Here is a 13,952-nt window from a genome sequence, read left to right on the forward strand (position 1 = left end):
GAAGGAGTCGGCGCGATGAAGGGATCGGCGCGATGACCCCGGACGAGACGCCCGGACGCCCGGACTCCGGCGAGGACGTCGTGCTGCCGCCCCTGAGCGCGCCGCTGGTCGATCCGGTCGAGGAGACCGACGCGACCGATGCGGAGACCGACGCCGGCGACGCCGTCGGCCTCGACGAGCTCAGCGACTACCTCGACCGCGGCCGCCTGCCCTACGACCCCGCGATCGAGGAGTCGCCGGAGCACCGCCGCACGCTCCGCGCCCTCGAGCGCGTCCGCGCCCTGTCCGGTGCGCTGATCGACGACGACGCCGCGCACCTCCCCGTGCCCACCGAGAACTGGTTCGGCTCGATCCTCACCCAGGTGCGGCGCGAGGCCCGGGCCGGCCGCGACATCCCGCTCGCGAGCACCGACCCCGACGTCGAGCTGACGATCACCGAGGGCGCCGTCCGCGGCATCGTCCGCGAGGCGGGCGACAGCGTCTCCGGAGTCCTCGTCGGCCGCTGCCGGCTGCAGGGCGACGTCGCCGACCCCGGCGCCGACATCGCGGTCGAGGTGACGATCTCGGTGTTCTGGGGCGTCCCGATCGCCGACGCGGCGCAGCAGGTGCGCGAGCGGATCCACTCCCGGCTGCTCACCCAGACCGAGCTGCGCGTCTCGACGATCGACGTGCGCGTCGAGGACGTCTACGTCCCGAACGGGGAGGAGGCGTGACCGGGTCCGAGCCGCGGCCCGTCGCGCCGATCGTGCTGGTGCCCGCGGTCGCTCCCGGCGAGCCCGCGCCCAGCGCGGCCGCCGTGCTCACCGCCGAGATCCGCGCCCTTGCGGGAGTGGCCATGCTCGTGCCGGCGCGCGGGCAGGTGCGCGACGTCCTCGCGCACGCCGCGGGCGCGCTGACGCCCTCCACGGTCGACGCCGCGGACGGGCCGCTCGGCGCGGTCTCCGGCGGCACCTTCGCCGAGCCGGTGCTCGTGCGCGTCCTCGGCGACGAGGTGTCGGTGTCCGCGGAGGTCTGCGTCGCCGCGGAGTCGTCGGCGCCGGATGTCGCCCGGACGGTCGGCTCCGTCGTGCGCGAGTGGTGCCGGCGCGAGCACCCCGGTCGCCGGGCGCGCGTCGCGATCCGGATCGCCTCCGTCGACTGACGCGGGGGAGCGCCGCCCCCGGTCGACTGCCCGGAGGGCGAGCCGTCTAGGCGCCGTGCTCGGCGAGGAACGCCTCCGTCTCGGCCGCCGTCGGCGTCGAGACCGCCGCGCCGGCCCGGGTGACCGAGATCGCCGCGGCCGCCGTCGCCCAGCGGACGAGCTCGACCAGCGCCGCCGGGTCGTCGAGCCGGTGGCCGCCGCCCGCGAGCCGTGCCGCGAAGACGCCGCAGAAGGTGTCGCCGGCGCCGGTCGTGTCGACTACGGCGACGCGGAACGCCGGCGCGCGCACCGGCTCGCGGTCGCGGACGGCGACCACCACGCCGTCCGAGCCCAGGGTGACCAGCACCAGCGGGACGAGCGCCGTCAGGCCGACGGCGAGGGCCGTGTCATCCGCCGCCGCGATGCCGCGCTCGGCGCCGAGCTCGCGCGCCTCGTGCTCGTTGACGATCAGCACGTCCAGCTCGGCGAGCAGCTCCTCGGGCAGCGGGCCGATCGGCGCCGCGTTGAGGACGGTGGTGGTCCCTGACGCACGGCCGGCCCGTGCCGCCGCCAGCACGGTCGGGACCGGGATCTCGAGCTGCAGCAGGAGCGCCGAGGCGCCGGCGATCAGCGCCTCCTCCTCCGCGGTCAGGTCGGTGAAGGCGGCGTTCGCGCCGGAGTCGACGACGATCGCGTTCTCGCCCGCGTCGTCCACTGTGATCTGCGCGGTGCCGGTGCGCTCGTCTCCGCGGCGCGCGTGCAGCTCGAGCGGCTCCTCCGCCAGCAGTCCCGCGAGCTCGTCGCCCGCGGCGTCGCGCCCGAGGCTCGTGACGAAGGCGCTGCCCGCGACCGTGCGGGCGGCGGCCACCGCCTGGTTGAGCCCCTTGCCGCCGGGGAAGGTGCGGGAGTCGAGGGCGAGAACGGTCTCGCCGGGCGCGGGGATGCGGGCCACCCGGTGGACGTGATCGAGATTGGCGCTTCCGAGGACGACGAGGCTCATGCTCCGACGGTAGGGCACGCGCAAGGGGCTGCTCGCATCCTCCGGCCGCACCTACGGTGGAGGCATGGAAACTCGAATCTTCGGCCGCACCGGTGCGCCCGTCTCCGTCGTCGGCCTCGGAACCTGGCAGCTCGGTGCCGACTGGGGGGACGTCGCGGAGAGCGACGCCCTCGCCATCCTCGACGCCGCGGCGGAGTCCGGCGTCACCCTCTTCGACACCGCCGATGTCTACGGCGACGGCCGCAGCGAGCGGACCATCGGCGCCTGGCGCGCCGCCCACCCCGACGCGGAGGTCTTCGTCGCGACGAAGATGGGCCGCCGCGTGGAGCAGATCCCCGCCAACTACGTGCTCGACAACTTCCGCGCCTGGACCGACCGCTCGCGCTCGAACCTCGGCGTCGACACGCTCGACCTGGTGCAGCTGCACTGCCCGCCGACCTCGGTCTACTCCGACGACGCGGTCTTCGACGCGCTCGACACCCTGGTCGACGAGGGCGCCATCGCGCACTACGGCGTCTCGGTCGAGCGCACGGACGAGGCGCTCACCGCCATCGCGCGGCCGAACGTCGCGAGCGTCCAGATCATCCTCAACGCGTTCCGCCTCAAGCCGCTCGACGCGGTGCTGCCCGCGGCCCGCGAGGCCGGCGTCGGCGTCCTGGCGCGCGTCCCGCTCGCCTCCGGCCTGCTCAGCGGCCGCTACACGACCGAGACGACCTTCGCGCCGGACGACCACCGGAACTACAACCGCGACGGCTCCGCCTTCGACGTCGGCGAGACCTTCTCGGGCGTCGACTTCGCGACCGGCGTCGAGGCCGCCCAGGAGTTCTCCCTCCTGGCCGCCGACCACGGCCTCGCGCCCGCCGCCGCCGCGCTCGCCTGGATCATCCAGCAGGACGGCGTGACCGCCGTCATCCCCGGTGCCCGCTCCGTCGAGCAGGCGAAGGCGAACGCCACCGCCGCGGACGCCGCCCCCCTCGGCCCCGCCTTCATGGAGGCCGTCAACGCCCTCTACGACACCCACTTCCGCCCCACGGTCCACCCCCGCTGGTAGGTCGCTCCGCGACGCCCCGGCCTGCGCGTGCTGATCGAGCAGCCCGCGCAGCGCCGCGTCTGCATGCTGATCGAGTAGCCCGCGCAGCGGGCGTATCGAGATCCACCACCGTGAGAACGCGAGTCTGCAGACCCGCCCTGCTGGTGGTGGCGGGTCTCGATACGCCCCTGCGGGGCTACTCGACCAGCATGACGCGGCGGCGCCGCGTCCTTTCCCTCACCACCGAGACGCGAAGCGGCTTCGCCGCTCAATACGCCCCTGCGGGCTACTCGACCAGCATGTGTGCGGGCGTCTCTTCCCAGTAGATCCCCCTCCACCGGAGTCCCGTCCTCACTCGCCCGAGAAGGCTCGTTTTCCACCCCGAGAACGAGCCTTCTCGGGCGAGTGAGCGGCGCCTGTGGACAACTTCGCGCACGGAAGGGCTAGAGGCGCCAGCATGGCGCGGTGAGTGGCGACGAGCCGGAGGGCGTCTTCAGCGTGGCGGAGGGGAGCGCCGCGGGGCTGTCGCGGGCGCGGATGCGGTCGGCGGAGTTCTCGTCGCCGGCCTACGGAGTCAGATCGTCGGCGCCGGCCGTCACGCTCGCGGATCGCTGCGCGGCGGTGCTGCATCGCCTCGGAGACAGCGTCTTCGTCTGCGGGCCGACCGCGGCGCTGCTCTGGGGCGCTCCGCTCGACCGGCGCTGGGAGCAGCGCACCATCGTGGACGTCGCCGTCGTCGCACCGGCCCGGGCGCCGCACGCGCGCGGACTCGCGGGTCGCAGTCTCACTCTCGACCGCGCCGTCGACGTCGTGACGGGGCGGAGGCGCGCTCTCACCACTCCTGAGCGCACCTGGTGCGACCTCGGCGCCGTCCTCGAGCTCGCGGACCTCGTGGCGGTCGGCGACGACCTCCTCCACCGACGTCTCGTCACCGAGGAGTCACTGCGTGCCGCGCTCGCGCGGTATCCGGGACGACGGGGCGTCTCACGCCTGCGTCGAGCCCTCGGGCTGCTCGATGGCCGCGCGGAGTCGCGTCCCGAGTCGCAGGTCCGCGTGGCGCTGGTGCTCGCGGGGATCACCGGGGCCGAGGCGAACGTCGAGATCCACGACGAGGCCGGCACCTTCCTCGGCCGGGTCGACCTCTGCCTCGCCCGGGCCCGCCTGATCATCGAGTACCACGGCGACTACCACCGCTCCGAGCCCGGCCAGTGGCGCAGGGACGTCGCCCGCGCGCGCCGCCTCCGCGCGGCCGGCTGGACCGTGATCGAGCTCACCGGCGACGACCTCGCCGACCTCGACTCCGTCGTCGCCCAGGTGCGCGCGGCGCTGCGCCACTGACTCGCCCGAGAAGGCTCGCTCCCGGGGCGGAGAACGAGCCTTCTCGGGCGACTCGGCGGCGTGCCGCGCGGGCTAGGAGCCCAGGGCCGCGTCGACGATGGTGCGGGCCTCGGCCTGCACCTCGTGCAGGTGGTCGAGGCCGCGGAAGGACTCGGCGTAGATCTTGTAGACGTCCTCGGTGCCGGAGGGGCGCGCGGCGAACCAGGCGTTCTCGGTGACGACCTTGACGCCGCCGACGGCCGCGTCGTTGCCGGGAGCCTTCGAGAGCTTGGCGACGATCTCCTCGCCGGCGAGGGTGGTCGCCGAGATGGCGTCGCCGTCGAGCTTGCCGAGCGCCGCCTTCTGCGCCTTCGTGGCGACGGCGTCGACGCGCTCGTAGACCGGGTCGCCGAAGCGCTCGGTCAGCTCGCGGTACAGCGCCGACGGGCTCTTGCCCGTGACGGCCACGATCTCCGAGGCGAGCAGCGCCAGCAGGATGCCGTCCTTGTCGGTCGTCCAGACGGTGCCGTCGAAGCGGAGGAACGACGCACCCGCCGACTCCTCGCCGCCGAAGCCGACGGAGCCGTCGACCAGCCCGGGCACGAACCACTTGAAGCCGACCGGCACCTCCCAGAGGCGGCGGCCGAGCGACTCCGCGACCCGGTCGATGATCGAGGAGGAGACCAGCGTCTTGCCGATCGCCGCGTCCTCGCGCCAGCCGGAGCGGTGGCGGTAGAGGTAGTCGATCGCGACCGCGAGGTAGTGGTTGGGGTTCATCAGGCCGCCGTCGGGCGTGACGATGCCGTGGCGGTCGGCGTCGGCGTCGTTGCCGGTGAGGATGTCGTAGTCGCCGGCCCGGGCGACGACCGAGGCCATCGCGCTGGGGGACGACGGGTCCATCCGGATCTTCTCGTCCCAGTCCAGGGTCATGAAGCCCCAGGCCGGGTCGACCTCGCCGTTGACGACCGTGAGGTCGAGCTCGTACATCTCGGCGATCAGCTGCCAGTAGTGCACCGACGCACCGCCCAGCGGGTCGGCGCCGATCCTCACCCCGGCCTTCTTGATCGCGTCGATGTCGATGATGTTCTTCAGGTCGGCGACGTAGTGGGTGCGGTAGTCGTAGGTCTCGACGGCGCTCGGCTCGGCCGACTTCACGTCGCGGTTGCCGTCGGCGATCAGCTCGTTGGCGCGGTTCGCGATCCAGGAGGTGGCGTCGGAGTCGGCGGGGCCGCCGTGCGGCGGGTTGTACTTGAAGCCGCCGTCGCGGGGCGGGTTGTGCGAGGGCGTGACGACGATGCCGTCGGCGCGGTCGGTGTGCGATGGGTCGTTGTTGTAGCGGAGGATCGCGTGGCTGAGCGCGGGCGTCGGCACGAAGTCGTCGAACTCGTCGACGAGCACCCGCACCTCGTTGGCGACCAGCACCTCGAGCGCGGTCGTCAGCGCCGGACGCGAGAGGCCGTGGGTGTCGGCGCCGATGAAGAGCGGCCCGGTGATGCCCTCGTTCGTCCGGTACTCGACGATCGCCTGCGTCACCGCTGCGATGTGGTCCTCGTTGAAGGCGGTGTCGAACGACGAGCCGCGATGCCCGGAGGTGCCGAAGACCACCTTCTGCAAGGGGTCGGACACGTCCGGCTTCTTCTCGTAGTACGCCCTCACGAGGGCCTCGACGTCGATGAGATCGGAGGCCTCTGCCGGCTTCCCTGCGCGATCGGTCATGGGGTCCATAGTGGCAGTCGCGCCGGGGCCGCGATACCGGCTGGACAGGCGCTGGCTAGGCTGTCCGCCATGCCCGACCGCGCCTCCGACGGTGTCCCCGACACCGCCTCCGCCCCCCGCACCTACAGCTATCTCGGGCCGTCCGGCACGTTCACGGAGGCGGCGCTCGCGCAGGTGCCCGAGGCGCGCGGGCACGTCTGGCGGAGTGTCGGCAACGTCGGCGAGGCGCTCGACGACCTCGTCTCGGGGCGCAGCGACGGCGCGGTGATCGCGATCGAGAACTCGGTCGAGGGCGGGGTGACCGCGGCGCAGGACGCGCTGGCGAAGATCCCGGGCGTGCGGATCGTCGGCGAGTACCTCGTGCCGGTGTCGTTCATCCTGGTCGGCCGCCCGGGGGCGCGGCTCGAGGACGTGCGGATCGTCGCCGCCCACCCGGTCGCCTACGGCCAGTGCCGCGAGTGGCTCGACCGGACGATCCCGAGCCACGAGCACCTGCCCGCGTCGAGCAACGTGCAGGCCACGATCGACCTGCTCGCCGGCTCGCCCGCCCAGGCCGCGATCGCGCCGCCGGGCATCGTCCGCCACCACGGCGTCGAGGTGCTCGCGGAGCGGATCGGCGACAACCCGAACGCGGTCACCCGCTTCGTGCACGTCTCGCGCTCACGGGTGCTGCCCGAGCCGACGGGCGCCGACAAGACGAGCCTGATCGTCGAGCTGCCCTCCGACGCCCCCGGCGCGCTGCTGGACATGCTCGAGCAGTTCGCGACCCGCGGCGTGAACCTGAGCATGATCCAGTCGCGGCCGATCGGCGACGCCCTCGGCCGCTACCGCTTCGTCATCGACCTCGACGGCCACGTGCACGACGAGCGGGTCGCCGACGCCCTGCTGGGCCTCCGCCGCTTCAGTCCGCGGGTGATCTTCCTCGGCTCGTATCCCCGTGCGGATCGCCGTCCGGTCTCGTACGTGCGACGCTACGACGACGAGGTGTTCATCGAGGCCCGCGACTGGCTGCGCGGGATCCTGGGCAGCGAACCGGAGGTCGACGATGACTGAACGAGGCGGAGCCGAGCGCGAGCGCGTCGATCCGCGGTACGACGCCGCCTTCCAGCGGGGTTTCGCCGGGGGAGTGGACCGGGTGCGCGGCGACGAGCGCGCCTTCGCGCGGCCGAGCACGGCGCCGGAGGGGATCGCCCGCCGGCGGCCGCCCGCGCTCGCCGAGGTCGCGACCGACAGCCGGCGCTCGCGGCGGGCCGCCGAGAGTCCCGCCCCCGCCGGTCCGCCCGTGCGCCTGCCGTCCGACGCCGATGCGGCGCCCATCGTGCAGCCGTTCGCGGACGCCGCCCGAGAGGAGGCGCCCGCCCGCCGCGTCGACGCCGCCGTCGAGCCCTCTGCGCCGCTCTGGCGGAACCCCTGGCTGCTCGCCCTGCTGCTCGCGGGGCTCGCCGGCAGCGTGCTCGGCGTCGCGCTGCTCTACAGCGGCTACTCCTCGCCGCCCGCGTCGTACTACGGCGACTCCGACACCCCGTCACCGGAGTGGATCCAGCGGCAGATCACCTACTACGCCTCGATCCCGCTGCTGGGCAGCCTGCCCTTCGCCCTGCTGCTGGCGATGGGCGTCGCGGCGCTGCGCTGGCGTGCCCGGCCCGCGAAGCAGGCGCCCTCCGACGACGTCGAGACCGAGGCCGAGGCGACGACCCACTGACGCCGGCGCCTCCGGTTGAGGGGGATCTCGATACGCGCGCTGCGCGCGCTACTCGATCAGCATGGGCTGCTGTCGATGCGTCAGAGCGCGAGATCGCTCGAGCATGCTGGTCGAGCAGCCCCGCAGGGGCGTATCGAGACCCACCGTCGTCAGCACTTCCGGCGGAAGTGGGAGGAATGCCCCCTATACCCCCGACGCCCCGAACAGCAGCCCGAGCAGATAGGTGACGAGCGCTGCGCCGTAGCCGATGCCGAGCTGGCGCAGCGCGCGGGCGAGGGGCGGCGCGCCGGAGAGCAGGCCGACGATCGCGCCGGTCGCGAGCAGCGCCAGGCCGACCAGGACGGACGCGAGGACCACCGCGGCCAGCCCCGACATCCCGAGCAGGTAGGGCAGCACGGGGATGATCGCGCCCGAGGCGAAGAAGCAGAAGCTCGACAGCGCCGCGCCCATCCCCGTGCCGATCGACTCGTGCTCGTCGATCGACGGGTCGGCCTTCGGCCCGCCGATGGTGATCGGCGAGGTCGGCGCCGCGCCGCCCCGCAGTCCCGCGAAGACGCGGGCGGCGCGGGCGTCCGCGTCCTCCTGCGAGAGCCCGCGCGCGCGGTAGACCAGCGACAGCTCGTTGGCGTCGACGTCGAGGTCGGAGACGACGTGGTTGGTGTCGAGGTCGGGGGAGGAGGCGGAGAGCAGCTCGCGCTGCGAGCGCACCGAGACGAACTCCCCGGCCCCCATCGAGAGCGCGCCGGCCAGCAGCCCGGCGATGCCGGTGAAGAGCACGACCCCGGTGCCGACGCCGCTCGCGCCGACGCCGAGGACGAGGGCCAGGTTCGAGACCAGGCCGTCGTTGGCGCCGAACACCGCTGCGCGGAAGGTGCCCGAGAGCCGGTTGCGGCCGCGCTCGGCGAGCCCGCGGACGACCTCGCCGTGGATCCGCTCGTCGGCGGCCATCGCCTCCGTCGCGTCGTCGTCGTCGGCGTAGGGCGAGCGGGCCTCGGCGCGCTGGATCAGCGCGAGCACGAAGACCGAGCCGAACTGCCGGGTCAGGAAGCCGAGGAGGCGGGTGCGCAGGTCGGGCCGGGGCTGCGGCTCGGCGGCCGACCCGAGCAGCTCCCGCCAGTGCTCCTCGTGCCGCCCTTCGGCCGCGGCGAGGGCGAGCAGGATCTCGCGCTCCTCGCCGGTGCGGCGCTGTGCGAGATCGCGGTAGCTCGCGGCCTCGGCGAGCTCGTCGGCGAGGTAGCGCCGCCAGCGGCGGATCTGCACGGGGGTGGGGGAGGAAGGGGTGTCTCGGGCGGTGGTCGCCATGGGATCTCCTGGGTTCGGCACCCCGGCCGACCCGCGCGAGAGGACCGATCAGGACACGTGTCGACTGACCGAAGGTCTCGTTCGCCCGGTTCCGCGAGGATCTGGGTGGCGGGCCGGGTCCGGGACTCTCCGGACCAGCATGTCGACGCGCCTCGTCGTCCGCTCCGCGGACGGTGGGAACTACTCCCCTTCGCAGGGACCACCGTAGCCGACCCGGCGGCACCGCGCCCCTCCGATCGCGGCGCGACGGCCGCGGGTAGGGTCGAGCCGCGGCGGACCCTCCCGGCCCGCCCCCGCGCCGCACCGGCGCCCTCGAAGTGGAGGCCGCCCATGTCCGGCGACAGCGCACCGACCCGCCGACTCGTCGCCGAGCTGGAGGAGCGCGCCCGCGAGGTCCTGCCCTGGTTCGTCGCCGACTACTACGGCGCCGTCGCGGGCGGCCGGGGGGAGCGCGACGCCGACCTCGCGGCCTGGGACGCGATCCGGTTCCGGCCGGCGGCCCTGAACGGCGAGCTCGACGGCGACACCACGACCACTGTCCTCGGCACGGAGGTCCGCGGCCCGGTGCTGGTCGCGCCGATGGCGCAGCAGAACGCCGCGGACCCGCGGGGCGAGATCGCGATGGCGGAGGCGGCGGCGCGCGCCGGCACCCTGCTCGGCGTCTCCACGAACACGGCGCTGCCGTTCGAGCGGATCGCTGCGGCGGGTGCGCCGTGGTGGTTCCAGGTCTACCTGCTCGCGGACCGCGACGTGACGCACGCGCTCGTCGAGCGGGCCGCTGAGCACGGCGCCCGCGCTCTGATGCTCACGGTCGAGATGCCGGTGCTGCGCGGCGAGCGCCCCGGCATCGAGCCGCTGACCTGGCCGGAGATCCCAGGCAAGGCGAGGCTGGGCAACCTGACCGAGCAGGAACGCGCCCTGGTCCTCGGCCGTCCCGTGCCGAACCCGGGACTCGACGACATCGGCCGGCTCCGCTCGGTGAGCGGTCTGCCGGTCCTGGTGAAGGGCGTGCTGCGCGGCGAGGACGCGCGGCGCGCGGTCGACGCGGGCGCCTCCGGTGTCGTCGTCTCGACCCACGGCGGCCGGCGGATGGACGGCTCGATCACCGCCGTCGGGGCGCTCGCCGAGGTGGCCGCGGCGGTCGGTGCCGACGCCGAGGTCTACGTCGACAGCGGCGTCCGCTCGGGCCGGCACGTGCTCGCGGCGCTCGCGCTCGGGGCGCGGGCGGTCTTCGTCGGACGGCCGCTGATGTGGGCGCTCGCCGCGGGTGGCGCCGACGAGGTCGCCGCGCTGCTCGGCGTTCTCGACGCCGAGTTCCGGGTGCTGCTGCGGCAGTCGGGAGCGGCGTCGATCCGCGATCTGGCCGGGCTCGTCGCCCAGTCCTGACACCGCCCGTGATCAGCCGGCGGCGCCCGCGCCGGTCACACCGCGACGGTGCCGCGGGTCCGGCGGCGCTGCTGCCGCTCGTGCTCCGCGTCGAGCAGTGCGCGGGTGCGCTCGGTCGCCAGCAGCTCGATCAGGGTGCCGGTCTCCTCCTCGATCCGCTCGCGCAGGTCGAGCGGCTCGCTGTTCAGGAGGCGCTTGGCCGCGGCCGCCACGAGCGGCGGGCGGGCGGCGAGCGCCCGGACGCGCTCGTCGACGCGGGCTGCGAGCTCGGCGCGGGGCACGACCTCGGTGACGAGCTGCCACTCGAGCGCCTCGGCGGCCCGGACGGCGCGGCCCGACAGCACGAAGTCGAGCGCCCGGCGGCGGCCGATCGTCGCGGGCAGGGTCGCCGTGACGCCGCAGTCCGGGACGAGCCCGACGTCGCCGTAGGCGCTGACGAAGGTGGCGGCGGGCGTCGCGACGACGATGTCGGCGGCGAGGGCGAAGGCGATCCCCGCGCCGGCGACCACGCCGTCGATCGCGCAGACGACGACGGCGCTGCTCTCGCCGAGGAGGCGGAACGCCTCGCCGGCGGTCGTCGCCAGGTCGCGGAGGTACTCGTCGGGGCGATCGGCGCCCAGGATCGCCGAGACGTCGCCGCCGGTGCAGAAGGCGCGGCCGGCGGACTCCACGACGACGACGGTGCAGCTCGGGTCGGCGTTCAGCCGGATCAGGGCGCGCACCAGCTGCAGGGCCGTCTCGAGATCGAGGGCGTTGAGCGCGTCGGGCCGGTCGAGCACGAGGCGCGCGACGGGGCCGGTGCGCTCGAGGCGCACTGTCGGGGTCTGGAGGGTCATGGCGGGGCCTCTCGGGTGGAGGTCGGGGAGGCGCGGTCCTCGCGAGGGGACACGGAGGGGCGGCGCCGTCCTCGGGGTCGAGGGGCGCAGAAGTGGTTCGCAGCCCCGATCCCGCCGGATCGGTCCGCCCGGCCGATCCTCAGGCGCGCCTCCCGGCCCCTCTAAACTGCTCTGGTGATTGATCCCGTACTTCTCCGCGAGAACCCGGACGTCCTGAAGCGCTCGCAGGAGGCGCGCGGCGACTCCGTCGAGCTCGTCGACGAGGCCGTCGAGGCCGACCGCGTGCGCCGGTCCGCGATCACCGAGGCCGAGCGCCTCCGAGCCGAGCAGAACGCGTTCGGCAAGACCGTCGCGAAGGCACCGAAGGACGAGAAGGCGGCCCTGGTCGCCGAGGCGCAGCGCCTCGCCGCCGCAGCCAAGCAGGCGCAGCAGGAGGCCGCCGAGGCCGACGAGCGCTTCGGCTCGCTCGTGAAGCGGCTGGCCAATCCGATCATCGACGGCGTGCCCGCCGGCGGCGAGGACGAGTTCGAGCTCGTGCGCACCGTCGGCGAGCGCCCGGTCTTCGACTTCGCGCCCCGCGACCACCTCGAGATCGGCGAGCTGCTCGACGGCATCGACATGCAGCGCGGCGCGAAGGTCAGCGGCGCGCGCTTCTACTTCCTCAAGGGCCTCGTCGCCCGCCTCGAGATCGCGCTGATGAATCTCGGCCTGGAGCGCGCCCTCGAGGCCGGCTTCACCCCGCTGATCACGCCGACGCTCGTCCGCCCCGAGATCATGGACGGCACCGGCTTCCTCGGCGAGCACGACGACGAGGTGTACCGCCTCCGCGACGACGACCTCTACCTCACCGGCACCAGCGAGGTGGCGCTCGCCGGGTACCACGCCGACGAGATCCTCGACCTCGCGGGCGGCCCGAAGCGCTACGCCGGCTGGAGCACCTGCTACCGCCGCGAGGCCGGCTCGGGCGGGCGCGACACCCGCGGCATCATCCGGGTGCACCAGTTCAACAAGCTCGAGATGTTCGTCTACACGCTGCCCGAGGACGCGGAGGCGGAGCACGCGCGCCTGCTCGCGCACCAGGAGGGCGTGCTGCAGAGTCTCGGCCTGCACTACCGCGTCATCGACGTCGCCGCGGGCGATCTCGGCCAGAGCGCCGCGCGCAAGTTCGACGTCGAGGCCTGGGTGCCCACCCAGGACGCCTACCGCGAGCTGACCTCCACCTCGAACTGCACCACCTTCCAGGCCCGCCGCCTCGACACCCGCTACCGCACCGAGTCCGGCAAGACGGCGCCCGTCGCGACCCTGAACGGCACCCTGGCGACCACCCGCTGGATCGTCGCCCTGCTCGAGACGCACCAGCAGGCCGACGGCTCGGTGCTCGTCCCCGAGGCGCTGCGCCCGCACCTGGGCGGCCTCGAGGTCCTCGAGCCGGTCCGCACCGCATGAGCGCGGGTCGCGCCTCCGGTCGCCGCCTCGTCGCCCTCGACATCGACGGCACCGTCATGCACGAGGACGGCACCATCACCGACGCGGTCGTCGAGGCGATCACGCGAGTGGTCGCCCAGGGCGACGAGGTCATGCTCGCCACCGGCCGCTCGCCGTCGACGACGCTGCCCGTCGTGGCGCGGCTGGGCATCGCTCCAGAGTTCGTGATCTGCTGCAACGGCGCCGTCACCCTGCGCCGCGACCCCGAGGCGGAGGGCGGCTACCGCCCCGACGTCGTCGAGACCTTCGACCCCACCGAGGTCCTCGAGACCATCCGCCGGCACCTGCCCGACGCGCACTACGCCGTCGAGGACGCCGACGGCGCCTTCTCCTACACCGAGGCCTTCCCCGGCGGGGCGGTGATGGGCGCCGAGACGGTGCACGTCCCGTTCGAGGAGCTGCTCGGCGTGCAGTCCACCCGCGTGGTCGTCATCTCGCCCGGCACCGGCATCGAGGAGTTCACCGAGCTCGTCGAGCGGATGGGCCTGCACCAGGTCAGCTACGCCATCGGCTGGACCGCCTGGCTCGACATCGCCCCGCACGGCGTCAACAAGTCGACCGCGCTCGAGCTGGTCCGGAACCGCCTCGGCATCGAGCGGAGCGACGTGGTCGCGCTCGGCGACGGCCGGAACGACATCGAGATGCTCACCTGGGCCGCCGAGCACGGCGCCGGCCTGGCGATGGGCCAGGCGCCCGCCGAGGTCCTCGCCGTCGCCTCCGCGATCCTCCCCGGCGTGCACGAGGACGGCGTCGCCGTCGCCCTCGCCGACCTGCGCTGACCCGGCGGCCCCTGCCCCACCGGTCGCCGCCCGCCGCCGCGCGTCCGTCGGTTACCATCGACTGTCTCTCCCCGCGGGGAGCGGCAGGGAGGGCTGTCCGAGCGGCCGATGGAGCCAGTCTTGAAAACTGGTGGGCAGAAATGTCTCTAGGGTTCGAATCCCTAGCCCTCCGCCATCTGAGAGCCCGTCCTTCTCGCCGACGCGGCCGTGCGCCGCGGGAGGGCTCCGCTGCGCGGGCACCGGGCTCGTAGGGCCGACGTCTCCCTCTCCTGGCGCGCG

The 13,952-nt window shown here is 74.1% G+C and carries 13 protein-coding genes and 1 tRNA gene; 10 read left to right on the top strand and 4 right to left on the bottom strand.

Going from position 1 to position 13,952, the window contains the following annotated elements; all coding sequences use genetic code 11:
- Positions 1-32 precede the first annotated feature (32 nt).
- Positions 33-713 carry an Asp23/Gls24 family envelope stress response protein gene (locus GTU73_RS04995; protein ID WP_160087523.1) on the top strand — a complete coding sequence of 227 codons (681 nt, stop codon included), beginning with the start codon at positions 33-35 and terminating at the stop codon, positions 711-713.
- Complete coding sequence (locus tag GTU73_RS05000) at positions 710-1,141, top strand: hypothetical protein (RefSeq protein WP_160087525.1); 432 nt, start codon at positions 710-712, stop codon at positions 1,139-1,141. The genes GTU73_RS04995 and GTU73_RS05000 overlap by 4 nt, the downstream gene beginning before the upstream one ends.
- Before the next feature lie 46 nt (positions 1,142-1,187).
- Here GTU73_RS05000 and GTU73_RS05005 read toward each other — a convergent pair whose 3' ends face one another.
- Positions 1,188-2,120: a ribokinase gene (locus GTU73_RS05005; RefSeq protein ID WP_160087527.1), complete on the bottom strand. Its 933-nt coding sequence runs from the start codon at positions 2,118-2,120 to the stop codon at positions 1,188-1,190.
- 64 nt (positions 2,121-2,184) lie between these two features.
- On the opposite strand from GTU73_RS05005, the gene GTU73_RS05010 reads away from it, so the two are divergent.
- Positions 2,185-3,171 carry an aldo/keto reductase gene (locus tag GTU73_RS05010; RefSeq protein ID WP_160087529.1) on the top strand — a complete coding sequence of 329 codons (987 nt, stop codon included), beginning with the start codon at positions 2,185-2,187 and terminating at the stop codon, positions 3,169-3,171.
- Between the two features lie 444 nt (positions 3,172-3,615).
- Positions 3,616-4,488 (top strand): DUF559 domain-containing protein, encoded by an 873-nt coding sequence (locus tag GTU73_RS05015; RefSeq protein WP_160087531.1) that lies wholly within the window; start codon positions 3,616-3,618, stop codon positions 4,486-4,488.
- Positions 4,489-4,560: 72 nt separating this feature from the next.
- Here GTU73_RS05015 and pgm read toward each other — a convergent pair whose 3' ends face one another.
- Positions 4,561-6,183 (bottom strand): phosphoglucomutase (alpha-D-glucose-1,6-bisphosphate-dependent), encoded by a 1,623-nt coding sequence (gene pgm, locus GTU73_RS05020; RefSeq protein WP_160087533.1) that lies wholly within the window; start codon positions 6,181-6,183, stop codon positions 4,561-4,563.
- 69 nt (positions 6,184-6,252) lie between these two features.
- Here pgm and pheA point away from each other — a divergent pair, with 69 nt between their 5' ends.
- Positions 6,253-7,236 carry a prephenate dehydratase gene (pheA, locus tag GTU73_RS05025; RefSeq protein WP_160087535.1) on the top strand — a complete coding sequence of 328 codons (984 nt, stop codon included), beginning with the start codon at positions 6,253-6,255 and terminating at the stop codon, positions 7,234-7,236.
- Positions 7,229-7,885, top strand: coding sequence for a hypothetical protein (locus GTU73_RS05030; RefSeq protein WP_160087537.1), 657 nt, complete (start codon positions 7,229-7,231; stop codon positions 7,883-7,885). The genes pheA and GTU73_RS05030 overlap by 8 nt, the downstream gene beginning before the upstream one ends.
- Before the next feature lie 183 nt (positions 7,886-8,068).
- On the opposite strand, the gene GTU73_RS05035 is transcribed toward GTU73_RS05030, so the two are convergent.
- Positions 8,069-9,187: a VIT1/CCC1 transporter family protein gene (locus GTU73_RS05035; protein WP_160087539.1), complete on the bottom strand. Its 1,119-nt coding sequence runs from the start codon at positions 9,185-9,187 to the stop codon at positions 8,069-8,071.
- 330 nt (positions 9,188-9,517) lie between these two features.
- Here GTU73_RS05035 and GTU73_RS05040 point away from each other — a divergent pair, with 330 nt between their 5' ends.
- A complete protein-coding gene (locus GTU73_RS05040) occupies positions 9,518-10,573 on the top strand; it encodes an alpha-hydroxy-acid oxidizing protein (RefSeq protein WP_160087541.1) in 1,056 nt (351 codons plus the stop codon).
- A 35-nt stretch (positions 10,574-10,608) separates the two neighbouring features.
- Here GTU73_RS05040 and GTU73_RS05045 read toward each other — a convergent pair whose 3' ends face one another.
- Positions 10,609-11,409, bottom strand: coding sequence for an enoyl-CoA hydratase/isomerase family protein (locus GTU73_RS05045; protein WP_160087543.1), 801 nt, complete (start codon positions 11,407-11,409; stop codon positions 10,609-10,611).
- A 174-nt stretch (positions 11,410-11,583) separates the two neighbouring features.
- Here GTU73_RS05045 and serS point away from each other — a divergent pair, with 174 nt between their 5' ends.
- The 3 genes from serS (at position 11,584) to GTU73_RS05060 (ending at position 13,848) form a co-directional block, all read left to right on the top strand.
- Positions 11,584-12,855, top strand: a complete 1,272-nt coding sequence (gene serS, locus GTU73_RS05050) for a serine--tRNA ligase (protein WP_160087545.1) — start codon at positions 11,584-11,586, stop codon at positions 12,853-12,855.
- Positions 12,852-13,673, top strand: coding sequence for an HAD family hydrolase (locus GTU73_RS05055; protein WP_160087547.1), 822 nt, complete (start codon positions 12,852-12,854; stop codon positions 13,671-13,673). Before serS ends, GTU73_RS05055 begins: the two co-directional genes overlap by 4 nt.
- 87 nt (positions 13,674-13,760) lie before the next feature.
- Positions 13,761-13,848, top strand: a tRNA-Ser gene (locus GTU73_RS05060).
- The last annotated feature ends 104 nt before the right edge of the window (positions 13,849-13,952 follow it).

The sequence above is a fragment of the Rathayibacter sp. VKM Ac-2804 genome, assembly GCF_009866655.1.
In the GTDB taxonomy this organism is placed as follows: Bacteria; Actinomycetota; Actinomycetes; order Actinomycetales; family Microbacteriaceae; genus Rathayibacter.